The 22087-nt window shown below is 40.0% G+C and carries 26 protein-coding genes; 15 read left to right on the forward strand and 11 right to left on the reverse strand.

Annotation, left to right across the window (positions count from 1 at the left end):
* The first annotated feature begins 138 nt into the window (after positions 1 to 138).
* Positions 139 to 576 (forward strand): hypothetical protein, encoded by a 438-nt coding sequence (locus ABLB96_RS03445; protein ID WP_348896862.1) that lies wholly within the window; start codon positions 139 to 141, stop codon positions 574 to 576.
* A 137-nt stretch (positions 577 to 713) separates the two neighbouring features.
* Here ABLB96_RS03445 and ABLB96_RS03450 read toward each other — a convergent pair whose 3' ends face one another.
* Positions 714 to 1634, reverse strand: coding sequence for a Dyp-type peroxidase (locus tag ABLB96_RS03450; RefSeq protein WP_348896861.1), 921 nt, complete (start codon positions 1632 to 1634; stop codon positions 714 to 716).
* A 157-nt stretch (positions 1635 to 1791) separates the two neighbouring features.
* Between ABLB96_RS03450 and ABLB96_RS03455 the strand changes: the two genes are divergently transcribed.
* Positions 1792 to 2418 (forward strand): LysE family transporter, encoded by a 627-nt coding sequence (locus tag ABLB96_RS03455; protein ID WP_348896860.1) that lies wholly within the window; start codon positions 1792 to 1794, stop codon positions 2416 to 2418.
* A 1-nt stretch (position 2419) separates the two neighbouring features.
* Here the strand turns inward: ABLB96_RS03455 and znuB are convergent, their stop codons facing one another.
* The 3 genes from znuB to ABLB96_RS03470 are packed head-to-tail and all read right to left on the reverse strand — an operon-like array spanning position 2420 to position 4491.
* Positions 2420 to 3229 carry a zinc ABC transporter permease subunit ZnuB gene (znuB, locus tag ABLB96_RS03460; RefSeq protein WP_348896859.1) on the reverse strand — a complete coding sequence of 270 codons (810 nt, stop codon included), beginning with the start codon at positions 3227 to 3229 and terminating at the stop codon, positions 2420 to 2422.
* 3 nt (positions 3230 to 3232) lie between these two features.
* The gene (gene znuC, locus ABLB96_RS03465) at positions 3233 to 4021 is read right to left on the reverse strand and encodes a zinc ABC transporter ATP-binding protein ZnuC (RefSeq protein WP_348896858.1); all 789 of its coding nucleotides are present in this window, start codon (positions 4019 to 4021) and stop codon (positions 3233 to 3235) included.
* On the reverse strand, positions 3994 to 4491 hold the full coding sequence (locus ABLB96_RS03470; protein ID WP_002054239.1) for a transcriptional repressor: 498 nt from the start codon (positions 4489 to 4491) through the stop codon (positions 3994 to 3996). The genes znuC and ABLB96_RS03470 overlap by 28 nt, the downstream gene beginning before the upstream one ends.
* A gap of 127 nt (positions 4492 to 4618) precedes the next feature.
* Here ABLB96_RS03470 and ABLB96_RS03475 point away from each other — a divergent pair, with 127 nt between their 5' ends.
* The 10 genes from ABLB96_RS03475 (at position 4619) to ABLB96_RS03520 (ending at position 12795) form a co-directional block, all read left to right on the forward strand.
* Complete coding sequence (locus ABLB96_RS03475; RefSeq protein ID WP_348896857.1) at positions 4619 to 5458, forward strand: metal ABC transporter solute-binding protein, Zn/Mn family; 840 nt, start codon at positions 4619 to 4621, stop codon at positions 5456 to 5458.
* Positions 5459 to 5628: 170 nt separating this feature from the next.
* A complete protein-coding gene (locus tag ABLB96_RS03480; RefSeq protein ID WP_000084237.1) occupies positions 5629 to 6027 on the forward strand; it encodes an ATP synthase subunit I in 399 nt (132 codons plus the stop codon).
* 104 nt (positions 6028 to 6131) lie between these two features.
* Entirely contained in the window at positions 6132 to 7007 is an 876-nt protein-coding gene (atpB, locus tag ABLB96_RS03485; RefSeq protein WP_309455850.1) for a F0F1 ATP synthase subunit A, read from the forward strand.
* 84 nt (positions 7008 to 7091) lie between these two features.
* On the forward strand, positions 7092 to 7337 hold the full coding sequence (gene atpE, locus ABLB96_RS03490) for a F0F1 ATP synthase subunit C (RefSeq protein WP_000424060.1): 246 nt from the start codon (positions 7092 to 7094) through the stop codon (positions 7335 to 7337).
* 38 nt (positions 7338 to 7375) lie between these two features.
* Positions 7376 to 7846: a F0F1 ATP synthase subunit B gene (locus ABLB96_RS03495; RefSeq protein WP_001024691.1), complete on the forward strand. Its 471-nt coding sequence runs from the start codon at positions 7376 to 7378 to the stop codon at positions 7844 to 7846.
* 12 nt (positions 7847 to 7858) lie between these two features.
* Complete coding sequence (locus tag ABLB96_RS03500; protein WP_348896856.1) at positions 7859 to 8395, forward strand: F0F1 ATP synthase subunit delta; 537 nt, start codon at positions 7859 to 7861, stop codon at positions 8393 to 8395.
* A 46-nt stretch (positions 8396 to 8441) separates the two neighbouring features.
* Positions 8442 to 9986 (forward strand): F0F1 ATP synthase subunit alpha, encoded by a 1545-nt coding sequence (atpA, locus tag ABLB96_RS03505; protein WP_004705937.1) that lies wholly within the window; start codon positions 8442 to 8444, stop codon positions 9984 to 9986.
* Between the two features lie 77 nt (positions 9987 to 10063).
* Positions 10064 to 10933 carry a F0F1 ATP synthase subunit gamma gene (atpG, locus tag ABLB96_RS03510; RefSeq protein ID WP_002114131.1) on the forward strand — a complete coding sequence of 290 codons (870 nt, stop codon included), beginning with the start codon at positions 10064 to 10066 and terminating at the stop codon, positions 10931 to 10933.
* A gap of 30 nt (positions 10934 to 10963) precedes the next feature.
* Positions 10964 to 12358, forward strand: a complete 1395-nt coding sequence (gene atpD / locus ABLB96_RS03515; RefSeq protein ID WP_004705936.1) for a F0F1 ATP synthase subunit beta — start codon at positions 10964 to 10966, stop codon at positions 12356 to 12358.
* Between the two features lie 17 nt (positions 12359 to 12375).
* On the forward strand, positions 12376 to 12795 hold the full coding sequence (locus ABLB96_RS03520; RefSeq protein WP_348896855.1) for a F0F1 ATP synthase subunit epsilon: 420 nt from the start codon (positions 12376 to 12378) through the stop codon (positions 12793 to 12795).
* A 59-nt stretch (positions 12796 to 12854) separates the two neighbouring features.
* On the opposite strand, the gene ABLB96_RS03525 is transcribed toward ABLB96_RS03520, so the two are convergent.
* From ABLB96_RS03525 to ABLB96_RS03540, 4 genes are all read right to left on the reverse strand, one after another.
* Entirely contained in the window at positions 12855 to 13454 is a 600-nt protein-coding gene (locus tag ABLB96_RS03525; protein WP_348896854.1) for a hypothetical protein, read from the reverse strand.
* 145 nt (positions 13455 to 13599) lie between these two features.
* Entirely contained in the window at positions 13600 to 14145 is a 546-nt protein-coding gene (locus ABLB96_RS03530) for a glutathione peroxidase (protein WP_348896853.1), read from the reverse strand.
* 122 nt (positions 14146 to 14267) lie between these two features.
* Positions 14268 to 15032: an AraC family transcriptional regulator gene (locus ABLB96_RS03535; protein ID WP_348896852.1), complete on the reverse strand. Its 765-nt coding sequence runs from the start codon at positions 15030 to 15032 to the stop codon at positions 14268 to 14270.
* A gap of 21 nt (positions 15033 to 15053) precedes the next feature.
* Positions 15054 to 16268: an MFS transporter gene (locus ABLB96_RS03540; protein ID WP_348896851.1), complete on the reverse strand. Its 1215-nt coding sequence runs from the start codon at positions 16266 to 16268 to the stop codon at positions 15054 to 15056.
* 135 nt (positions 16269 to 16403) lie between these two features.
* Between ABLB96_RS03540 and ABLB96_RS03545 the strand changes: the two genes are divergently transcribed.
* Positions 16404 to 17057, forward strand: coding sequence for a TetR/AcrR family transcriptional regulator (locus ABLB96_RS03545; RefSeq protein WP_348896850.1), 654 nt, complete (start codon positions 16404 to 16406; stop codon positions 17055 to 17057).
* A 105-nt stretch (positions 17058 to 17162) separates the two neighbouring features.
* Positions 17163 to 18083 carry a DMT family transporter gene (locus ABLB96_RS03550; protein WP_348896849.1) on the forward strand — a complete coding sequence of 307 codons (921 nt, stop codon included), beginning with the start codon at positions 17163 to 17165 and terminating at the stop codon, positions 18081 to 18083.
* 390 nt (positions 18084 to 18473) lie between these two features.
* Here ABLB96_RS03550 and ABLB96_RS03555 read toward each other — a convergent pair whose 3' ends face one another.
* From ABLB96_RS03555 to ABLB96_RS03565, 3 genes are read right to left on the reverse strand one after another with little or no spacing between them, the layout of a single operon-like run.
* A complete protein-coding gene (locus ABLB96_RS03555) occupies positions 18474 to 19043 on the reverse strand; it encodes a Sua5/YciO/YrdC/YwlC family protein (protein ID WP_348896848.1) in 570 nt (189 codons plus the stop codon).
* A 50-nt stretch (positions 19044 to 19093) separates the two neighbouring features.
* Positions 19094 to 20230 carry a DNA-processing protein DprA gene (gene dprA, locus ABLB96_RS03560; protein WP_348896917.1) on the reverse strand — a complete coding sequence of 379 codons (1137 nt, stop codon included), beginning with the start codon at positions 20228 to 20230 and terminating at the stop codon, positions 19094 to 19096.
* A 19-nt stretch (positions 20231 to 20249) separates the two neighbouring features.
* Complete coding sequence (locus ABLB96_RS03565; protein ID WP_348896847.1) at positions 20250 to 21404, reverse strand: LysM peptidoglycan-binding domain-containing protein; 1155 nt, start codon at positions 21402 to 21404, stop codon at positions 20250 to 20252.
* 122 nt (positions 21405 to 21526) lie between these two features.
* Here ABLB96_RS03565 and def point away from each other — a divergent pair, with 122 nt between their 5' ends.
* Positions 21527 to 22057 carry a peptide deformylase gene (gene def / locus ABLB96_RS03570; protein WP_004705924.1) on the forward strand — a complete coding sequence of 177 codons (531 nt, stop codon included), beginning with the start codon at positions 21527 to 21529 and terminating at the stop codon, positions 22055 to 22057.
* The last annotated feature ends 30 nt before the right edge of the window (positions 22058 to 22087 follow it).

Consider the following 22087-nt stretch of genomic DNA (forward strand, 5'->3'; position numbering starts at 1 on the left):
CACTTTTATAAAATATTACTAATCTAAAATGATAAGTTATTTGTAAGTTTTGCTTCAGTTAATATTAGATATACTTGCTAGGTAATGACTTTAATTAAGATCAATTTTTAAATAACACATAATTATGAGTACTTTTTCATGAAAAATATTTATATTTTAATTTTTATAGGCGCTTTAATGGCTTGTAGTGATAAAAGTCCAGATAAAACTCAACATGATGCTCACCATAAGTCAAATGTGATGCAGGTGGATGAAAATCAATCAGGCTCTGCTGTAAGTGAAAAGAAAGAGAGTGCGGATAAGGCGGTTAAAACAGTTGATCAAGCGGGGGAAATCTCTTGTTCAAATCCAAATATTACGCAATGGTATGGTTTTAATGAAAGTGTTGCTGAGCCTAAATGTGAAGTCGTAAAGAACTTTCAACTGTCAGCTTATAAGTGTGATATTTCTAAAAACGCCTTTGGTGAAAATAAAGATGCCATTTTGCTAGAAAATCAAGATAAACGAATTTTTGTTTATTCAACTTCTAAAGACTGTAATGAAATGCTTGAAATAAGAAATGCGAATGGGCCTTAAATTTATATTTAAGAGTAATTTTTATTAATTTATAAAGGTAAAGATAATATCTTTGTAAAATGTCAAAGTACTTGTTTTTTTGTTCTTTGGGTTTAAATAAAAAAAGTAGCTACCGTGATAGCTACTTTTTAAAAAACTTAACCTTCTAAAACTTCCTCTAATAATTCTTCGCTTGGCGCAAAGTAATATGCGCCGTCTAGTGGCGTCACGAAATGCAAGAGGCGGTCATGAATGCCATCGCCACTTGTACCAAACATGCGTTTTAACATGGCATCAATAATGGTGAGATCTTTAGTGTAGGCAATAAAAAATAGACCTTGATCACCTTTACCATCGCCATAAGGTAGGCTGTGGCGTAAAATTTCCATTTCTTCGCCTTCATCATCTTCAACAACAGTACGAGCGACGTGAGCATTTTGTGGTTTAACATCATCATTTAATTCAATAGATTCAAGCTTGGTACGTCCCATCACATTTTCTTGTGCATCAACTTTAAGTTTTTTCCATTTTTCCAAGTCATGTGCATAGCGCTGCGCAAATATGAAACTACCATCTGCAAATACTCCAGCACTTTCTGGGAGAAGAGCTGTTTCCGCGCGGTCATCCGGAAATTGAGGGTTTTCAGTACCATCTATAAAGCCAGTAATATCGCGACCATCAAAATAACGGAAGCAAACACGCTCATCCAGAACTTCAACTTTATCTTGAATTCCCTCAAAAAATGCTTGGCTTAATGCAAAACAAATATCTGAACGCATACTGGCAATGTGAATAAGCACATCGGCTGGTACGACAGGCATGTTGAATGCGCCATTTTCTGGCTCAAGTTGTTTGAAGCCCATAGGAGTTTGGCTATAAAGCTGTTTCCAAAGTTCTGGACCAAAAGCGACTGCTGTTTTGATTTGCGCGTCTGAATGCTGAGTAATGAGACGGTCACGTGTTTCGAATAAAGCTTCGAGTTGTTCTTTTAATTCAGCAAGTGTTAAATCTTTTAAACGAAGAACAATAAAACGGGCATGATCAGATGGTAATGGCAAAATGACAGATTGAGCAGTCATTGGAAGGTATCTCCTCAATTATAATTTAGTATGAGCTTCAATTATTGTGCCTGATGCAAACAGCCGTTAGTAGTCTATTTATTGATTTTATTGTTTGAATTATCGCCGCGATAGTTTTATAAAGCGGTATAATTCCACTTTTATTGTTTATTTCACTATGTCTTTGCAAGTTTGGTTTGCTTATATGCTGGCCTGTTGGGTCATTAGTATTTCTCCGGGAGCGGGGGCGATTGCCTCTATGTCGAGTGGTCTAAATTATGGCTTTAGACATGGTTACTGGAATGCAATCGGTTTGCAAATTGCTTTGTTAATTCAAATCATGATTGTAGCGGCGGGTGTGGGTGTTTTATTTGCAACGACACCGTTAGCTTTTCAAGTCGTTAAATGGTTTGGTGTTGCCTATTTATTGTATTTAGCCTATTTACAGTGGACAGCACCTATAAAAGATATAGAAATTCAACATGAAAAAAAGAATAAGTCTATTTCTGCGCTGTTGTTAAATGGCTTTGTAGTTAATATTAGTAATCCTAAAGCTATCGTATTTTTATTGGCGGTTTTGCCGCAGTTTTTAGATTTGGGCAAGCCTCAATGGGTACAATATCTCATTATGGCAGTGACTATGATTACGATTGATTTAATTGTAATGGCAGGATATACGGGACTAGCTTCAAAAGTTTTAAGATTACTTCGTTCGCCTAAACAGCAAAAATATTTAAATCGTGGTTTTGCTGTCATGTTTAGTTGTGCAGCTTTATTGCTAAGCACAGTTCATCAAGCGACCTAACTTAGGCCGCTTGAGTTTGGTTTTTAATTTTTTGAAGCATAAAAATAAGAGCAAAACTTAAAGCCATGCATAAAACAATACTGAGACCAGTTGAGATATTGAGTGCTGCGCTTGACCAAAGGCCAACACTGACACCGAGTTGAGCTAAAACAAAAGCCCAAATAACCATTTGCTTTGGTGAATGAGCAAGTAGACGAGCGCTCAATGCTGGAATAACGAGTAATGCGCCCATTAATAGTGAACCTACTGCACGTAAAGCTAATACTGTAAATAAGGCTAGCAGTAACATAAAAATGAGGCGCTGCCATTTAGCATTCACGCCTTCACTAATCGCAATGTCCGGATCAATTGCAATTTGGATTTGCGGCTGCCAAAAGCGATAAAGAATGACCAGTGATACCGCAATAATTAATGTAAAAACAGGTAAGTCTGGCCAGTCAATACTCAGCAAGTCGCCAAACAAGTAACTTAAAAGTTCTGGTCTTAAGCTTGGAACATGCTGAATAAATAGAAGTCCGCTACATAATAATGTCGCTGAACATAAGGCAAGTAGGGCATCGTTTGGCAAACGATTGTCATGTAAGGCCCACAAAATAGCGACTAATAAAATAGCCGTACCTGCCACACCCAGCCAGAGAGGAAGGCTTAAAGCGCCCGCAATAGCTACCCCAAGTAAGGTTCCATGCGCCATGGTGTCTGCAAAAAAAGACATACGTCTCCAGAGCATGAGACAACCAAGCGGTGCGGTCAAAAAGACCAATAGGGTTCCCATAATCCATGCGGGCAACAATAATTGTAACCATTCCATCATGGCTTAAGCTTCCGGTTCAGGGTGAATGTGAGGTCTACTATTGTGAGGGCAGGGGTGTGCCGCATCACCATGCGCACAGTGGTCATGATGATGTTGATAAAAGACTCTTTGGGTTCCAAATATTGCCTGATATTCAGGATGCTGCTGAATATTTTCAGGTAATCCGCTGCAACATATATGTTTGTTTAAGCAAACAACTCTATGGGTGCCTTGCATAACCCATTGTAAGTCATGAGAAACAATTAAAATGGCGCATCCATAACGCTCAGGTAAACTGCGAACATACTCATAAAGCTCAGCTTCTGATTGAATATCCAGACCTTGCATAGGTTCATCAAGAACGAGAATGTCTGGTTTTCTGAGTAGGGCACGTGCCAATAGTACGCGTTGGCGTTCACCACCAGAAAGCTGTTGTACTTTTGATTGTTGTAACTTCGCAATGCCCGTATCTTGAATAATTTCTTGGCGTAGGGCAGGGCTGCATTTTTCGAGATCTAATAGATCTTGAACACGTAAAGGAAGGCTATGAGAGGGATTAAATTTTTGAGGGACATAAGCCATTTTTAGATTTTTATTACTTATGACGCGTCCGCTACTTGGCTTTAAAATTCCAAGTAGAACTTTTATTAAAGTCGACTTACCTGCACCATTGGGACCAATTAAAGTCACAATTTCATTTTGATGCAGATCAAAATCGACTTTCTTTAATATATCCCGATCATCACGGTGAACATAAACCTGTTCAAGCTGAATTAATACAGGATTTAGCGAGCTGTGCGGCACTGCTGGCATTTCCCCGAAATTTCAATAATGCTGTGTTGTGCTGTGAAGTCATCTAAAGCTGCAAGTTGGTCGAGTTGTTGAGTCAGACCTTGCGAAGATGCTTCTTTAACAGTATGACATTCCGTACAAATCAAAAATGCAGCCTGATGCCCTTCACGTGGATGACAACATGGAATATAAGCATTAATAGATGTTAAGCGATGAATTAGACCTTTTTCTAATAAGAAGTCTAAAGTTCTATAAACAGTAGGCGGAGCGGCAGGACGATCTGTTTGACTTTTAATACGTGCTAATAAATCGTAAGCACCCATTGGGCCTGAAGCATTTAAAATGAGTTCAAGAACTTCTTTGCGCAAAGGCGTAAGACGTGCACCAACCGCAGAACATAAAGTTTCTGCTTCAGCTAAACGACTTGCGACATTATGGTGATCATGTACACCATGCAAAGAATCATGATGTTCATGCGTGCAAGAACTCATAGAAATAACCTCAAATTTTTAATGGAATATTAGCATGAAGCAGTGCTTCATTCGATTAATCTTAGGTATTTTTGTAACTTTGTTATATTATAACATGCTTCGAGCTATTACTAATTGATGGTCTGTCATGTTCCGCGTTTTTGTTTTCAGTATGTTCTCACTTTTGAGTACGTTAGGTTGGAGTCAGGGTTTGGTTGTCTCTACACACCCAATCTATTTGATTGCAAAAGAAATTACCAAAGGCGTTGAAGAGCCACAGTTATTACTGCAAGGGCAAAGTGGGCATGACGTTCAACTCACCCCAGCACATCGTAAAGCAATTAATGATGCTTCTTTAGTAATCTGGTTGGGAAAAGCCCATGAAGCTCCGCTAAACAAATTGCTGAGTAACAATAAGAAAGCAATTGCCTTATTAGATAGTGGTATTCTTTCTGTTTTGCCACAGCGTAATACGCGTGGTGTTGCTTTATCAAATACTGTAGATACACATGTTTGGTTAGAGCCAAACAATGCTGTGCGTATTGGTTTTTTTATTGCAGCTTTACGTTCGCAGCAGCATCCTGAAAATAAAGCGAAGTATTGGAATAACGCCAATGCATTTGCTCGGAATATGTTACAGGCAGCTCAAGCTTACGATAGCTCAAGTAATGGTAAACCTTATTGGTCTTATCATGATGCTTATCAATATTTGGAACGTTCGCTTAATTTAAAGTTTGCCGGTGCTTTAACGGATGATCCGCATGTTGCTCCTACAGCGGCTCAAATTAAGTATCTTAATGATAATCGACCAAAACCTCAGATGTGCTTACTTGCAGAAAGTTTCACAACAAAGGGTCAATATCAGAAATTAGGTACTATTACCTTCCAACCCGTTGATGAAAGTATGAATAATGAGGACGATTTTGTAACAGCATGGAAGAAACTGGCTATAAAAACCGATAAATGTGTATTAAATACGCAAAAGTAAGATAAAAATTAAACAAAGGCTGACTGTAGCGTCAGCACCACCTGTCACGAAAAACCCCGACTAAAGTCGGGAAAAGATTGCATGTTCAGGGGTGTAACTCTATAATGCCTGCGATTAAAAGCGATCATCAGCTAAACTTGTCAAGCATTTATGCTGTGAGTGGATAAATAATGAGCCAAACTAGTCGCTTGATTGACCGACGATTAGCAAAAGCTTTGGTCTTCTTACAAGCATGCATGATCCCTGTTTCCGCACTCGTGGCGTGGAGCATAAAAGACATGACAGCAGCATTAAGTGCGGCACTTGGTGCATTGGTCTGCTGGCTTGCTACGAGTTATTTTGCGTGGCAATCCTTCAGGACGGCAGGTGCGAGAGCATCTAAACAAGTGCTGTCTAACATGTATAGGGGCATGTTAGGTAAATTTGCAATTATGATCGTTGGATTTATTTTGATTTTGAGCAATGTTAAACCTTTATCACCGTTAGCATTGCTGTTTGGTTTTATCCTCGTTCAAGCGATGTCGTGGGTTGCTCCTTTTTGGGTTTCACGTCTACAAAAACGAGTATAGAAACAAGAAGAATTGAAGATTTTTTGGAGGGTGGCGAGATATCGACAGTACGCCGATGTTCGTTTCCCTTCTTTTTAGTAATTGACATTGACCAGGTGTGATTTATGGCTGCTGAAGAACATGCCCTCACTTCGACAGAGTATATCAAGCATCACTTGACCAATATGACCTATGGCAAAATGCCAGATGGTACATGGAAATTGGCTGAGACTGCTGAAGAAGCTCATTCGATGGGGTTCACTGCAATTCACTTGGATTCAATGGGTTGGTCAATTGGCCTTGGTGTGATTTTCTGTTTGTTATTTTGGATGGTTGCGAAAACTGCGAAAGCTGGTGTTCCAACAAAATTCCAATCTGCAATTGAAATGATCATTGAGTTTGTTGACTCAAGTGTCCGTGATACTTTTCATGGCAAATCACGTTTAATTGCTCCACTTGCACTCACTATTTTCGTGTGGATTTTCCTCATGAACTTAATGGACTTGATCCCAGTTGACTGGATTCCTCAAGTTGCTGCATTTGTGGGTACACACGTATTTGGTATGAACCCTCACCACGTTTACTTCAAGATCGTTCCATCTACAGATCCAAACATTACTCTTGGTATGTCTTTATCTGTATTTGTACTTATCTTGTTCTACAGCATCCGCGAGAAGGGTGTTGGCGGTTTCGTAGGCGAGTTGGCACTTAACCCATTTAACCCAAGTAATCCAGTTGCAAAAGCGTTGCTTATTCCAGTGAACTTGATTTTGGAATTGGTAACATTCCTTGCTCGTCCTATTTCATTGGCTCTCCGACTATTCGGTAACATGTATGCCGGTGAGTTAATCTTTATCCTGATTGCATTATTGCCGTTTTGGATTCAATGGGCGTTATCTGTGCCTTGGGCGATCTTCCACATTCTTGTAATCACGTTGCAGGCATTCATCTTTATGATGCTTACCATCGTTTACTTGAGCATGGCAAGCGAAAAACATTAATGGTATTGCCTAACTATCAAATGATGGTTGGGCTGAATTTTTTTAATTTAATTTGGTAATAACCTAACCTCTGAGGAATTTTTCATGGAACTCACTTTAGGTCTAGTTGCAATTGCATCTGCTATCTTGATCGCTTTCGGTGCTTTGGGTACTGCGATTGGTTTTGGTCTTTTGGGTGGTCGCTTTTTAGAAGCTGTTGCTCGTCAACCAGAATTGGCTCCACAACTTCAAACTCGTATGTTCTTAATCGCGGGTCTTCTTGATGCTGTGCCTATGATCGGTGTTGGTATTGGCTTGTTCTTCATCTTCGCTAATCCATTTGTAGGTTAATCATCTTAATTCCTAAATCCACTATTTGAGGAATTGCAATGAATATCAACCTCACATTGATTGGTCAAGCGATTGCATTTGCGTTTTTTGTCGCATTCTGCATGAAGTTTGTTTGGCCACCACTAATCAATGCGATTAGTGAGCGTCAGCGTAAAATCGCTGATGGCTTAAATGCAGCAGAAAAAGCGAAAGCTGACCTTGCCGATGCACAAGCGCAAGTAAAGCAAGAGCTTGATGCAGCTAAAGCACAAGCGGCTCAATTGATCGAACAAGCGAACCGTCGTGCAGCGCAATTGATCGAAGAAGCTCGTACTCAAGCTGCGGCTGAAGGTGAGCGTATTCGTCAACAAGCTAAAGAAGCTGTTGATCAAGAAATCAATTCTGCTCGCGAAGAATTACGTCAACAAGTAGCTGCCTTGGCAGTAACTGGTGCAGAAAAGATCCTGAACCAACAAGTTGACGCAGAAGCTCATAACGCCATGCTGTCTCAGCTGGCTGCTAAACTTTAAGCGAGGCGAATTATGGCTGAACTCTTGACGTTGGCACGTCCGTATGCCAAAGCAGCATTTGCTTATGCTTCTGAGCAAGGTGCAACAGACAATTGGTCGAATGCGTTACAAGTGCTCAGTGCTGCGGTGCAAGACGAAGCATTTTCCGCTTATTTAAATCGCCCTGAACTTACTCCTGCGGAGCAAGTGAAGCTTTTTGCTAAAGTTTTAGGTGAAGATCAATCTCAAGCGGTGTCTAACTTTTTGACACTTCTTGCAGATAACGATCGCTTAGTGTTGTTACCTGAAATTGCAGCAGAATATGAACAGCTTAAATCACAGAATAACAATACGGTTGATGTCGTGATTGAATCGGCGTTTCCGTTAACTTCTGTTCAGGAACAATTGCTTGCACATGCGTTAGAAAAACGCTTCAACGCAGCAGTTAATGTTTCTGTAGAAGTTAATCCTGCGCTTATTGCAGGTGTTGTAATTCGTGCAGGCGATCAAGTGATAGATGATTCTGCGCTTAACAAGCTTGAAAAAATGCGTACTCGTCTTCTTGCATAATGCAAATGATGAAGACTGAACTAATAAAAGATTGAGGAATAGCGCAATGCAACAACTGAATCCATCCGAGATCAGTGCGCTCATTAAACAGCGTATCGGAGATCTGGACACCAGCGCGACCGCTAAAAACGAAGGTACCATTGTTATGGTATCCGACGGTATCGTGCGTATTCACGGTCTTGCTGATGCAATGTACGGTGAAATGATCGAATTCGACGGCGGCTTATTTGGTATGGCACTGAACCTAGAACAGGATTCAGTGGGTGCCGTTGTTTTAGGTAACTACCTAAGCCTTCAAGAAGGTCAAAAAGCTCGTTGTACAGGTCGTGTTTTAGAAGTTCCAGTTGGTCCTGAACTTCTTGGCCGTGTAGTAGATGCTTTGGGTAACCCAATTGATGGTAAAGGCCCAATTGATGCAAAATTAACTGATGCTGTTGAAAAAGTAGCACCAGGCGTAATTTGGCGTCAATCTGTAGACGAACCTGTTCAAACTGGTTATAAATCAGTTGATACCATGATTCCTGTGGGTCGTGGTCAGCGTGAGTTGATTATTGGTGACCGTCAAACTGGTAAAACAGCAATGGCGATCGATGCGATTATCGCTCAGAAAAACTCTGGCATTAAATGTGTATACGTTGCGATTGGTCAAAAACAATCAACAATTGCAAACGTTGTACGTAAGCTAGAAGAAACTGGCGCTATGGCGTATACAACTGTTGTCGCTGCTGCGGCTGCTGATCCTGCTGCAATGCAGTATTTAGCTCCGTACTCTGGCTGTACAATGGGTGAATACTTCCGTGACCGCGGTGAAGATGCTCTTATCATTTATGATGATTTGTCTAAGCAAGCTGTTGCTTACCGTCAAATTTCATTGCTTTTACGTCGTCCACCAGGTCGTGAAGCGTATCCGGGTGACGTATTCTATCTTCACTCACGTCTTCTTGAACGTGCTTCTCGTGTATCTGCTGACTACGTTGAGAAATTCACTAATGGCGCAGTAACTGGTCAAACTGGTTCTTTAACTGCATTGCCAATTATTGAAACTCAAGCAGGTGACGTATCTGCATTCGTACCAACGAACGTAATTTCGATTACTGACGGTCAGATCTTCTTAGAAACATCATTATTCAACGCAGGTATTCGTCCTGCTGTGAACGCGGGTATCTCTGTATCTCGTGTTGGTGGTTCTGCTCAAACTAAGATCATCAAAAAATTGTCTGGTGGTATCCGTACCGCTTTAGCACAATACCGTGAATTGGCTGCGTTTGCTCAGTTCGCTTCTGACCTTGATGAAGCAACTCGTAAGCAACTTGAACATGGTCAACGTGTAACTGAGTTAATGAAGCAAAAACAATATGCTCCTTACTCAATTGCTGACCAAGCTGTTTCTGTTTATGCATCTAACGAAGGCTATATGGCTGACGTAGAAGTTAAGAAAATCGTAGACTTTGATGCTGCGTTAATTGCTTACTTCCGTTCAGAATATGCTCCGTTGATGAAACAAATCGATGAAACTGGTGATTATAACAAAGACATCGAAGCAGCAATCAAAGCAGGTATTGAAAGCTTTAAAGCGACTCAAACTTACTAAGTTCAGTTTTAGTTAAGTTTGGTTCACGGATCAACCTTCGGAAGCTCGAAAGGGCTTTCGAATACTAGGTTAAGCGTATGGCAAATTTAAAAGAAATTCGCGCCAAAGTAGCTAGTATCAAGAGCACGCAAAAGATTACTCGCGCGATGCAAATGGTAGCTGCTTCTAAAATGCGTCGTGCGCAAGAGCGCATGGCTCAAGGCCGTCCGTATGCCGATAATATGCGCCGTGTAATTGCTCACTTGGTACAAGCAAACCCTGAATATAAACACCGTTATATGGTTGACCGCCCAGTTAAGCGTGTTGGCTATATCGTAGTGTCTTCAGATCGTGGTTTGGCAGGTGGCTTGAACATTAACTTGTTCAAGAAAGTTGTGCAGCATGTCAAAGCACAACAACAGCAGTCAATTGAAGTTGAATTTGCTTTAATTGGTCAAAAAGCGGTTTCGTTTTTTAAGAATTACGGCGGTAAAGTGCTTGGTGCAACTACCCAACTTGGCGACGCGCCGAGTTTGGAACAGTTAACTGGCTCAGTGCAAGTTATGCTTGATGCATTTGATAAAGGCGAATTAGATCGTATCTACCTCGTATCAAATGGTTTCGTTAATGCAATGACTCAGCAGCCTAAAGTAGAACAACTTGTTCCTTTAGCACCAGCAGAAGAAGGCGATGATCTCAACCGTACTTATGGTTGGGACTATATCTACGAACCAGAAGCAGAAGAATTGTTAAATGGTTTGTTGGTTCGCTATATCGAGTCTATGGTTTATCAAGGTGTGATTGAGAACGTTGCATGTGAGCAGTCAGCTCGTATGGTCGCAATGAAAGCAGCGACAGACAACGCAGGACAATTGATTAAAGACCTACAACTCATTTACAACAAGCTGCGTCAAGCCGCGATTACTCAGGAAATTTCCGAGATCGTTGGCGGTGCCGCTGCCGTTTAACATTATTAAGTTTGAATTGAGGAGACAGCAATGAGTAGCGGTCGTATCATTCAGATCATCGGCGCGGTTATCGACGTCGAGTTTGAGCGCACAAGCGTTCCTAAGATCTATGACGCTCTCCAAGTTGACGGTACTGAAACTACTTTAGAAGTTCAGCAACAACTTGGTGATGGTGTTGTTCGTACCATCGCAATGGGTTCTACAGAAGGCCTTAAACGTGGCCTTAATGTAACTAGCACAAACGCACCGATCTCTGTTCCAGTGGGCCCAGCTACGCTTGGCCGTATCATGGACGTTTTAGGTCGTCCTATCGATGAAGCAGGTCCTGTTGCGACTGAAGAACGTTTGCCGATTCACCGTCAAGCGCCTTCTTATGCTGAACAAGCTGCTTCTACTGACCTTTTAGAAACTGGTATTAAAGTAATTGACTTACTTTGCCCGTTTGCAAAAGGTGGTAAAGTTGGTTTATTCGGTGGTGCGGGTGTTGGTAAAACCGTTAACATGATGGAATTGATCAACAACATCGCAAAAGCACACTCAGGTTTATCTGTGTTTGCTGGTGTTGGTGAGCGTACTCGTGAAGGTAATGACTTCTATCACGAAATGAAAGATTCTAACGTTCTTGACAAAGTAGCAATGGTCTACGGTCAGATGAACGAGCCACCAGGTAACCGTTTACGCGTAGCGTTAACTGGTTTGACTATGGCTGAATACTTCCGTGATCAAAAAGACGAAAATGGTAAAGGTCGTGACGTATTATTATTCGTCGACAACATTTACCGTTATACACTTGCAGGTACTGAAGTATCAGCATTGTTAGGTCGTATGCCATCTGCGGTAGGTTACCAACCTACACTTGCAGAAGAAATGGGTGTTCTTCAAGAGCGTATTACGTCTACTAAATCTGGTTCGATCACTTCGATCCAAGCAGTATACGTACCTGCCGATGACTTAACAGATCCATCTCCTGCAACTACATTTGCTCACTTAGATGCAACAGTAGTATTGAGCCGTGACATCGCATCTTCTGGTATTTACCCAGCGATCGATCCACTTGACTCAACTTCACGTCAGTTAGACCCATTAGTTGTTGGTCAAGAGCACTATGAAATTGCGCGCGCAGTACAAAACGTATTGCAACGCTATAAAGAGCTTAAAGACATCATCGCAATCTTGGGTATGGATGAATTGGCAGAAGAAGATAAATTGGTTGTTTACCGTGCGCGTAAAATCCAACGTTTCTTCTCTCAACCATTCCACGTAGCTGAAGTATTTACTGGTGCTCCTGGTAAATTAGTACCACTTAAAGAAACGATTCGTGGCTTTAAAGGTCTATTAGCTGGTGAATACGATCACATCCCAGAACAAGCGTTCTATATGGTTGGTGGTATTGACGAAGTGATTGCTAAAGCTGAGAAACTCTAATTTAAGGAGATCATCTCATGGCGACTATGCAATGTGATATCGTAAGTGTTAAAGAGTCAATTTACTCTGGCGCAGTAACGATGTTAATCGCGAAAGGTGCAGGTGGTGAACTTGGTATTTTACCAGGACACGCTCCACTTGTTACTTTGCTTCAACCGGGCCCAATTCGTGTTCAGTTGGAAAATGGTACAGAAGAAATCGTCTATGTATCTGGCGGTGTTTTAGAAGTTCAACCTCATGTGGTAACGGTTCTTGCAGATACTGCAATCCGTGCTGACAATTTGGATGAAGCTGCAATTTTAGAAGCACGTAAACATGCTGAACAATTGCTTGCAAACCAAAAGAGTGATTTGGACTCGGCTGCTGCTTTGGCATCTCTTTCAGAGATCTCAGGCCAGCTTGAAACAATCCGTAAAATCAAAAACCGCGCTCAATAAGACGCGGTTCGAGATTGAAAAAGCCACCGTTAAGGTGGCTTTTTTTATAAGTAGATTTCTTAAGAATCAGTTTTTGAATCTGATTTTTCATCTCCTGCCATAATTAGGGCAGCGAGTTTAACCATATCCATTTGGATGGTATTAAGTTGCTTTTCAATTTGATCAAAATCAATTTGTTCTAATTTTCCATTTAATAAAGGCATGCTTAAAGCTTGTTGGTTTGCTTCTAGCAAGTTTTGACGAATACTTTCAACTTCCTCAGTTTTGATATCTAAAGAGAGTAGCGCTTGATTTAAGCCTTTGAGTTGCTGTTTTAAGGTCGCCACAGTTGTTTTTAGCTCACCCTGATCTTGATCTTGAATAGCTTGCTCAACATCAAGTTGAGTGTCTTTAAGCTTCTCGATATAGTCACCAGTTTTTAACTGTAGGTTAGCCGCGTCACGAACAATATAAAAAACATTACCGCTTTTTAACTCAGCTTTATTTTTGGTAGGTGGGGTTTCTTGTTGAGAATCATCAGTTTGCTCTGATACTTGGTCATTAGTTTGAGCAGACTCTTGTTCCTTAGCATGGTCCTGTGCCTGATCGCATCCAAGTAACAACATACCGGAAGCAAAAATCACAAATGGAAATAAGGCGCCTTGTAAAACTTTTTTCATAACTACAAACAATACCAAGTAAAGCAAGTGCGTACTATATGCATAAAATATGTAGAAATAAGGTATTGTTGCAAATGAACAACATTTTGACCAGACAATAAAAAAGAGTGCTGTAGCACTCTCTTTTATTAAATTGCTATAAAAATTATTTAGCTAACTCTGCTTCAACTGCTTTTACAATCTGTTCGTCGTCTGCTGTTAAGTTTGGTGCAAAACGAGCAACAACTTCACCATTTTTATTAATTAAGAATTTTTCAAAGTTCCATAAAACTTCTGGTGCTGGGTTAGTTGGAATACCTAAGCCTTCCAAACGCTCGCGGAAAGGACCTTCACCAACGCGTTCTGGTTGAGCTGTTGTAAGCGCTTGATAAAGTGGGTGCTTATCTTCACCAGCTACAGAAATTTTAGAGAAAAGTGGGAAATGAACATCGTAGTTTAATGAACAGAACTGCTGAATTTCTTCATCCGAACCAGGTTCTTGCTCTTTAAAGTTATTTGCAGGGAAACCTAAGATTTCAAGGCCTTGATCTTTCTTTGCTTGATAAAGCTTTTCTAAGCCTTCGTATTGTGGAGTTAAACCACACTTAGATGCTGTATTTACGATTAATAAAACCTTACCTTTATATTGGTCAAGGTCAACCGCTTCGCCTGAAATGGCTTTTACTGGGATGTGATATACAGATTGAGTCATTAGTCTTTCCTGAAGATTGTAATTGATATCAAGTAACGCATTTGTTTTAACTGCTATTCTTGAGTAGTGCAATAATATTCGTGTTCAAAAAATAAAAAGATATGAAAAAGCAGCTTTGTTCTCTAATTGTTTCTGATTTGAACAGGTGTTTGACCTGTATACCTTTTAAAAAATTCAATAAAACTCGAACTGTGTTGATAGCCGAGGTCGTATGCTAAACGCTTGATCGGCGTACCTTGGCGAATCTGATGAAGGGCATAAACAATCTTGGCTCGATTACGCCATTCGGATAAAGAGAGTTGTAACTCTTGCTGACTTAAACGCAATAAATGACGATCACTGACTGAAAAATTCTGAAGTAACTGTTGTAGAGAGTGGTTAAAGAGCAGTGGATCTGAAAGCTTTTCCAAAATTGGCAGTAAAACCGGATGGCGCGTCTGTGGTAAGTAATGAGAATATGCAGGAGCTTGTTGTAATTGGTCGAATAAAACTTGTAAAAGATGTTCTAAATATTCCGGTTTTCCATTTTGTTTTTGCTGTTCTAATATTTGTAAAACTAAGGTTCGGAAGAAAGGCTGAATACTAAAGCATTTACAGACATCCCCTAAAATAGAACATAGGCGAGGGTGTAGTCGAATACAAATATAGTGAATTTCATGGTCAATATCTGTTGATTGATGGACAGTTTGAGGTGGAATCCAAAGCCCGTAACTCGGAGGAGACAAGTATATTTGTTCCTCTACCTGCATTTCCAAAATACCATTTAAACTAAAATTAAAATCTCCCCAAAGTGAGGCATGAGGACGAACAATATCTTCTTTTTCATATAGAAATTCATGAACTTCTATATCGTTCAATAAGGAAAATTGCTGGTCCTCATTTTTCATCTATTTACTCTGAATAATATTTTAATTTTCACAAGTCGCTTTAGGATTATTTAAGCCTTTGGCAAAGGTAAATGTACTAATTAATGCTAAAGCAACGAAGCTTAATACGCCATAAATTAAAGTATTTTCATTGAAATGATCAACTACATAACCACCTAATAATGAACCTGTAGCAATCATGACTTGGAACATACCAACAAAGAGCGGCATACCTTTTTCTACTGCATTTGGCGCATGAACAAACATCCAAATATTGGCAGAAGTAGGAAAAGCACCAAATGCGAAGCCCCATAATGCAGTCAGCACGATAGCACCAAACTCATGAATAGCAAAAATTGGAAAGCCGAAAAATACGATTGCAAAACATGTTCCAACAAATGCGAGTGTGTAACGGACATTTAAATTGCCGCTATATCCTGCAAATGCGTTTCCAAAAATACCAGCAATTCCGTAGAGCAATAATAGGGAACTAATAGTTGTACCGTTGAATCCTGCAATATTTTTAAAGAAAGGTGCCAAGTAACTATAAGCACAGAAGTGAGCAAGACCAATTAATAAAACAATGAGCATACCGCTACGTGCTTTAGGTGTGCGCAATAATGCAGGCAAATCACGAATATGAATTGCCGAATCTGGTATGAGTTTAGGCAAGAAAATAAGTTGAAGAACCAATACCACCAGACCAATTACTGCTGTAATTCCAAAAGCACTACGCCATCCATAAAACTCGCTAAGCCATGTTCCAATCGGGACCCCTAGTACAGTTGCAAACGTTACACCAGCCATGACTACAGCAGTTGCCTTGGCAATAGGTAAATGTGGTGGTGCGAGCTTACCGCTTAAGGCAATCGCTGTTGCCCAGAACCCACCGATTGAGATACCTAAAATGAGGCGGCTGAGTAACAAAACATGGAAGTTTTCAGCAAAGGCAGTAATGGTATTGGCAATTACCATAATTGCAGTCAGTAAAATAAGAACATAACGACGGTCAAGTTGTTTTACTGAAACAGGTAATAGTGGGGCGGCAATCGCTGCCATAATGCCGGGCACAGTAATAATAAGACCAGCTGTACCTACAGAAATATGCAAATCAGCTGCAACGCTATTTAAAACACCAACAGGTAAAAATTCACTTGTTACTAGTGCAAATGCTGCAATGGCAACGGCCAAAATGGCAAACCAGCTCCCTTGAGTGGAGGTCGTGGGTCGCGCTTTAGAGGTAGTAGATTGGTCCATAAGAAATCCTGACTTGGCTAAATTCGAAGTGAAGAAAGGCAATTTTTTAATTAAATAACGATCGTTATGAAAATAAAATAGTTGATAAAAAATCGAACGTCAATTAATTTAATAACGATTGTTATAAAAATAGATGTGATCTTTATGACAAATAGGTATGAAACAGATCTTGCTGTTAATGAGGACACGCTGAAAAAGAAGCGTGGACGCCCTAAATGCTTTGATGAGCAACAAGTGTTAGAGAAGGCAATGTTACTCTTTTGGGAACATGGCTATGAGGCAACATCTATTAGTGACTTAACGCAGGCTCTCGAAATTACAGCGCCGAGTTTATACAGTACTTTTGGTGATAAGGCAGGTTTGTTTTATAAGAGTATTGACTATTATTTAGCTCATGAAGCATGTCCTATTGAAACGATCTTTTTAGAAGCTAAAACTGCAAAAATTGCTTTTGAGTTATATCTTTATGACAATGTGAAACGACTAGTTCAACCCAATAAACCCGCTGGTTGTATGTTGGTTGTCGCTGCTATGAATTGTTCTGACGCAACGCAAGATGTACAGCAAAATTTATTAGATAAGCGCATAAAGACCAAAGAGAAATTATTAAAGCGTCTAGAGCAAGGTGTAGAGCAGGGTGATTTATCTACTGGTGCTCCTCTACAGGAAATCACAGATTTTTATGCAACTGTCATTCAAGGTCTCACTATTCAAGCGAGAGACGGTGCGACTACCGAGCAATTACATAAAGTGGTAGAACATGCCATGAAAGCTTGGACATTATTTTAAAAAATTAATGATGTCCTAAGTTCAATATCAATGTCGGAAATACGATATTTCAATTTATTAAGACATTCTTCAAAATAAAATCTCTTTTGTAGAAGGTGTATTACTATGAGTCAGGTCATGAAATATCATAAATGGGCATTTATCTTTCCCATTTTGGCAGTACTGATTTGGTCATTAAATATTGTAGTCACCCGCTATGTCTCGGATTATATCTCTCCTGTCAGCATTAGTTTTTATCGGTGGTTAATCGCCTTTATTATTTTGACCCCATTTATGTTCTTGCAAGTTTGGAGACAAAGACAACTGGTAAAAGCCTATTTACCTAAACTTGCTGTGCTAAGTGCGTTTGGAATGGTGCTTTATCAAGGCCTTGCTTATACGGCAGCCCATTATACCAGTGCAACCAATATGGGTATTGTTAATGCATTCATTCCCGTTTTTACTATTTTTGTTTCTCTTGCCATTTTAAAAGATGTACCTAACAGATATGCAGTTTTTGGCAGTATTTTGTCTTTCGCAGGTTTGTTATATGTCATGTGTCAGGGCGACATTAACCAGTTATTAAGTGCTGGCGGCCATCTTGGTGATGCACTCATGATTGTTGCTGTGTTCTTCTATGCATTTTATGGGGTTTTCCTTAAAAAATGGCAGCTTCCACTTCCAATCATGACAAGCCTATATGTTCAGATTGGGTTTTCTGTGCTGTTCCATCTTCCTTTAATTTTCTGGTTTGGTCTTGATGGTTTAAATGCACAAAATGCGCCAAGTGCAATTTATGCAGGTGTATTTGCTTCTTTAATTGCGCCGTTAGTTTGGATGTTAGCAGTACAACAACTTGGGCCAAATAGAACCAGTATTTTTATGAACCTTGTACCTGTTTTCACAGCCATTATTGCAAGTATCTGGTTATCTGAGCAATGGACGATCTATCACACTTTAGGCGGAGTTATGATTTTGGTCGGTATTATCATGGCACAAAAGAAGGTAAATACTAAAAAAGTAGGTCTATTACCCGAGCAAAACTAAGAGTTATGAAAAAACCATGGCATATTTTGAAAAAAACTAATGAAAATATGCCAGTTTTTTCTTAGTTAAAGTTTTTCTATATGATTTATAAATAGTTTATAAAAATAGGTTGAAATATAAATATTAAAAAAGCCGAGTAAAAATATTAATATAATTTTAATTTATCTGCTAAAAATGGCAAAATCTCTACACTTTTCATGCTTTTTTTAGAGAAATAATATATTTCTCTCCTTTAGACTGTTGCCACATAATAGCGACCACTACGGAAGACGCTATTTTAAGAAATTTTTCTTTCGTTCCAGAGATATCCAAACCCTCTGGATGTGGTATATACCCATCCTTTTTTATGCTCAGTTATCCCTATATAACTGAGCTTTTTTTTGTCTAAAATTACGAACGAATGACTTCACCAGTTAAGGCATTAATGATTCGGCTTGGCTGCTGACTTTGCCCTAAATCACCATTAAGATAGTTTAATTGTGAACCAAAGTATTGGCAGGCATCTTGTAATGAATGAGCAGGCTCTTGTCCACTCGGGTTAGCACTTGTCGATACAATGAAACCATGAAAAGCATTGCATAAAGCCACACATAAAGGATGTGTTGTGACTCGTACCGCAACAAGAGGGTGTTCGCCTTTAATCCATGAAGGAATGTGTTGATCAGCCGGTAATAGCCAAGTTGTCGCTCTTTCTGATGGTTGATGGTTAGACCAGCCATCAATAATTTCTTGTTGAGTTGCTTCTGGTAAAGAAGTAAGTAAATGCTCGACTTGACTAATATGTCCTGCTAATAAAATGACGCCCTTTTCAATAGGGCGCTGTTTCAACTCAAGTATTTTTTGAAAAGCTTGCTCATTAAATGGATCGCAACCTAGTCCCCAGACTGCCTCAGTTGGGTATGCCAAAACTTGGCCTTGTTGTAAACATTCGGCTGCTTCGGTCACTGAGGTCGTAATCATGGTAATACTTTCCTTTCAATCAAACAGAATTGCTATTGTGCGCCCTAATACTAAGAACGACAACGTAAATACAGTCCTGATTGTTGCATACATAAACCAAGTAGTTCTAGTTCCATAAGTGAAGAAGTGAGTTCAGAAACAGGAACATGATGTTGAATCACGAGTTGGTCAATATCTTGTCCCACCCAATCTAAGGACTGATAAAGACCAATTAAATGCTCTGGGATTTCTGGAGTATTCACATTAACTTCAACTTCATCAGTTTGGTTTTGTTGCTGACTTTGCCATTGGGTTGGCAAGGCAAGATCTTCAATAATCTGTTCAGGATGATCGACTAAAATTGCTCCCTCGCGAATAAGTTGGTGACAACCTTGATGAAACTCACTGTAAATATGGCCGGGAATTGCAAATACGGTTTTACCTTGTTCAGCAGCTTTATTAGCAGTAATAAGTGAGCCACTTTTTAAAGTTGCTTCTACAACTAATACGCCTAAACTTAGGCCGCTGACAATTCGGTTTCTACGTGGGAAATGCTGTTGTAACGGTGGTGTCCCCGGTAAAAACTCGCTAATGATGGCGCCGTTCTGAGCCAAGATATGTTCTGCAAGGTTTTTATTTTGAGCTGGATAGGTACTGTCTAGGCCTGTTCCCGTCACTGCAATTGTGCGTTGATGTGCTGAAGCTCCTTGATGGGCAGCTTCATCAATCCCATAAGCTAAGCCGCTACTGACATAAAAACCTTTTTCACTTAAATAATATGCAAAATCATAAGCCACCTGACGTCCATGCGGACTGGGTTTTCGACTACCGACAATCGCGATTTGAGGTTGTAATAAAGCTTGTGCTTGGCCTTTTCCAAAAATAATCGGCGGGTGATCTGTATAAGGTAGTAATTGAGTAGGGTAGCCTGAGTCATCGGGTGTCAAAATAAAGTCAGTATGCTGATGAACTTGCTGCACAAGCTGTTCAAACTGAGCCTGACCTTGGGCGGTTTGAAACTCGTTTACACGTTTTAAATGATTAGCATGTAGCCCAAGAGAGGGCCACTCTGTTAATCCATGAGGTTGAGTTGCTTTTTCACAGTTTCCAAAATAATCAATAATTTTTTTAAAGCTAACTAAAGAGTGCTGCACCAAATACCACACTTTAAGGGTGTGGTAGTGGTGTGAAGAAAGTTGGGTGAGCATCGTAAAAGGTACACCCGCATTAATCATTAAAACGAGGTGGTTGAATGCTTGAACCGATTTTAATAGGTAAATCACTTTCTAGAACATAGGCATAACTCAACTGATCAAAAGTTCTAAAAACCATTAGACTACCAATTTGTTGACCCGGTAGTTGAATTGCTTCTTTTGTTTTAGGGTCACGAATGGTTTCACCTTGTTGGTTAATGTCAAAAACTTGACCTACCTGAACACCTTGTGCTGTACCACGGTCTAAAGTCACAACACTATTTTTTGCAGCTCTGCCAATTGAACCCATTACACGGATAATTTTGCCGCCATCTAGCACTTGTTTGGCATCTACTGGATAAAATAATGTAGGTAATGTTGCTTGTTCTTCAGGCATAACACGATCACCGCGACGTACTTCAGCGTTATAACTATCTGTAAGTTCTAGATTCGTGATGTCTTTTTCAGAAGAGACTGCAATACCTGAGGCAACCTGTAATAACTCAATACCTAAGCTATGCTTTTTACCTTTGCTATCTGTGAAATAGTAAGGTTCACCTTCACGATAAACTGCATAACGTTGACCATCAACCAAGCCTTTTCCTCGTGCATAGATCATCTGACCTTTTGCAGCAAGTACACGTTGATCAGCTGTACCAACAATATAAGGCGTATTAGTAATTGCGTCGGCTGGTAAAATAGTACTGTTTTCTAACCACTGTTTAATATGTTCAAGTGGAATAACTGGCACACTATTATTTAATGCTTCGACGCGAACTTGTGGTTGCAAGTTTGTGGTTTGACCCGTGTAACGACGGATAATCCCTACACAGCCATCTCCCTCATCTTTACCGACTAACGGGCGTCCATCTAAGCTACATAACAGTAATCGGTCACCTGGATAGATCCAGTGCGGATTTTTTACATGTTGATTGCTTGCCCAGATTTCAGGCCAACGCCATGGTTTATTTAGAAAATGTCCTGAAATATCCCATAGGGTATCCCCACGTTTTACAATGTACACATTCGGTGCATTGCTTTTAAGTGAAGGAGGATTATGGTTTGGGCTGGCAGCATGAACCTCTGCTACTGTACCAAATGCAACCCCTGTACAGAGTGCTAAAGCAAGTAAATGCTTCTTTATCCCCAAAGCATGAAATTGAACCATGCCGTCAAAAACCTTTTTCATTATGATAATTCCTAAAAATTATGCGTGCAGATGCGTTATAATAGGCGGCTAACACACAATTTTTCGATGAAGTATTTCCTTCATTTGGTTTTTTAATCAATGGCATAAGTGAGGACGTCAGTATGGCCTTATTACCTATTTTAAGTTTTCCTGATCCCCGTCTTCGTACCATTGCTAAGCCTGTTGAAGAAGTTACTGATGAAATTCGTCAACTTGCAGCAGATATGCTTGAAACCATGTATGCGGCACCAGGTATTGGTTTAGCAGCTTCTCAGGTCGATCGTCATATTCAGCTTATCGTCATAGATTTGTCTGAATCTAAAGATGAACCTTTGGTTTTCATTAACCCCAAAATAACTCCACTGACTGAAGAGACGCAGCCGTACGAAGAAGGCTGTCTATCAGTGCCCCAAATATACGACAAAGTTGATCGCCCGTCACGTGTGAAAATCGAGGCAATTAACCTTGAAGGTCAAGCATTTGAGATAGAAGCTGACGGACTTCTCGCTGTTTGTATCCAACATGAAATGGATCACTTAAAAGGCAAATTGTTTGTGGATTATTTGTCGCCACTTAAACGCCAGCGTGCCCGTGAAAAAGTCGAAAAGATTGTTCGCCAACGCGAGCGTGAGAAAGTTGCGGTAAAACGTTAAAAGTTTTCAAACATCAATATAGTGTGGATG

Source organism: Acinetobacter sp. XH1741 (assembly GCF_041021895.1).
Classification (GTDB): Bacteria; Pseudomonadota; Gammaproteobacteria; order Pseudomonadales; family Moraxellaceae; genus Acinetobacter.

Coding starts and splice junctions, on each gene's coding strand:
- ABLB96_RS03445 (WP_348896862.1), top strand. CDS start 139: ATGAAAAATATTTATATTTTAATTTTTATAGGCGCTTTAATGGCTTGT.
- ABLB96_RS03450 (WP_348896861.1), bottom strand. CDS start 1,634: ATGACTGCTCAATCTGTCATTTTGCCATTACCATCTGATCATGCCCGT.
- ABLB96_RS03455 (WP_348896860.1), top strand. CDS start 1,792: ATGTCTTTGCAAGTTTGGTTTGCTTATATGCTGGCCTGTTGGGTCATT.
- znuB (WP_348896859.1), bottom strand. CDS start 3,229: ATGATGGAATGGTTACAATTATTGTTGCCCGCATGGATTATGGGAACC.
- znuC (WP_348896858.1), bottom strand. CDS start 4,021: ATGCCAGCAGTGCCGCACAGCTCGCTAAATCCTGTATTAATTCAGCTT.
- ABLB96_RS03470 (WP_002054239.1), bottom strand. CDS start 4,491: ATGAGTTCTTGCACGCATGAACATCATGATTCTTTGCATGGTGTACAT.
- ABLB96_RS03475 (WP_348896857.1), top strand. CDS start 4,619: ATGTTCCGCGTTTTTGTTTTCAGTATGTTCTCACTTTTGAGTACGTTA.
- ABLB96_RS03480 (WP_000084237.1), top strand. CDS start 5,629: ATGAGCCAAACTAGTCGCTTGATTGACCGACGATTAGCAAAAGCTTTG.
- atpB (WP_309455850.1), top strand. CDS start 6,132: ATGGCTGCTGAAGAACATGCCCTCACTTCGACAGAGTATATCAAGCAT.
- atpE (WP_000424060.1), top strand. CDS start 7,092: ATGGAACTCACTTTAGGTCTAGTTGCAATTGCATCTGCTATCTTGATC.
- ABLB96_RS03495 (WP_001024691.1), top strand. CDS start 7,376: ATGAATATCAACCTCACATTGATTGGTCAAGCGATTGCATTTGCGTTT.
- ABLB96_RS03500 (WP_348896856.1), top strand. CDS start 7,859: ATGGCTGAACTCTTGACGTTGGCACGTCCGTATGCCAAAGCAGCATTT.
- atpA (WP_004705937.1), top strand. CDS start 8,442: ATGCAACAACTGAATCCATCCGAGATCAGTGCGCTCATTAAACAGCGT.
- atpG (WP_002114131.1), top strand. CDS start 10,064: ATGGCAAATTTAAAAGAAATTCGCGCCAAAGTAGCTAGTATCAAGAGC.
- atpD (WP_004705936.1), top strand. CDS start 10,964: ATGAGTAGCGGTCGTATCATTCAGATCATCGGCGCGGTTATCGACGTC.
- ABLB96_RS03520 (WP_348896855.1), top strand. CDS start 12,376: ATGGCGACTATGCAATGTGATATCGTAAGTGTTAAAGAGTCAATTTAC.
- ABLB96_RS03525 (WP_348896854.1), bottom strand. CDS start 13,454: ATGAAAAAAGTTTTACAAGGCGCCTTATTTCCATTTGTGATTTTTGCT.
- ABLB96_RS03530 (WP_348896853.1), bottom strand. CDS start 14,145: ATGACTCAATCTGTATATCACATCCCAGTAAAAGCCATTTCAGGCGAA.
- ABLB96_RS03535 (WP_348896852.1), bottom strand. CDS start 15,032: ATGAAAAATGAGGACCAGCAATTTTCCTTATTGAACGATATAGAAGTT.
- ABLB96_RS03540 (WP_348896851.1), bottom strand. CDS start 16,268: ATGGACCAATCTACTACCTCTAAAGCGCGACCCACGACCTCCACTCAA.
- ABLB96_RS03550 (WP_348896849.1), top strand. CDS start 17,163: ATGAGTCAGGTCATGAAATATCATAAATGGGCATTTATCTTTCCCATT.
- ABLB96_RS03555 (WP_348896848.1), bottom strand. CDS start 19,043: ATGATTACGACCTCAGTGACCGAAGCAGCCGAATGTTTACAACAAGGC.
- dprA (WP_348896917.1), bottom strand. CDS start 20,230: ATGCTCACCCAACTTTCTTCACACCACTACCACACCCTTAAAGTGTGG.
- ABLB96_RS03565 (WP_348896847.1), bottom strand. CDS start 21,404: ATGAAAAAGGTTTTTGACGGCATGGTTCAATTTCATGCTTTGGGGATA.
- def (WP_004705924.1), top strand. CDS start 21,527: ATGGCCTTATTACCTATTTTAAGTTTTCCTGATCCCCGTCTTCGTACC.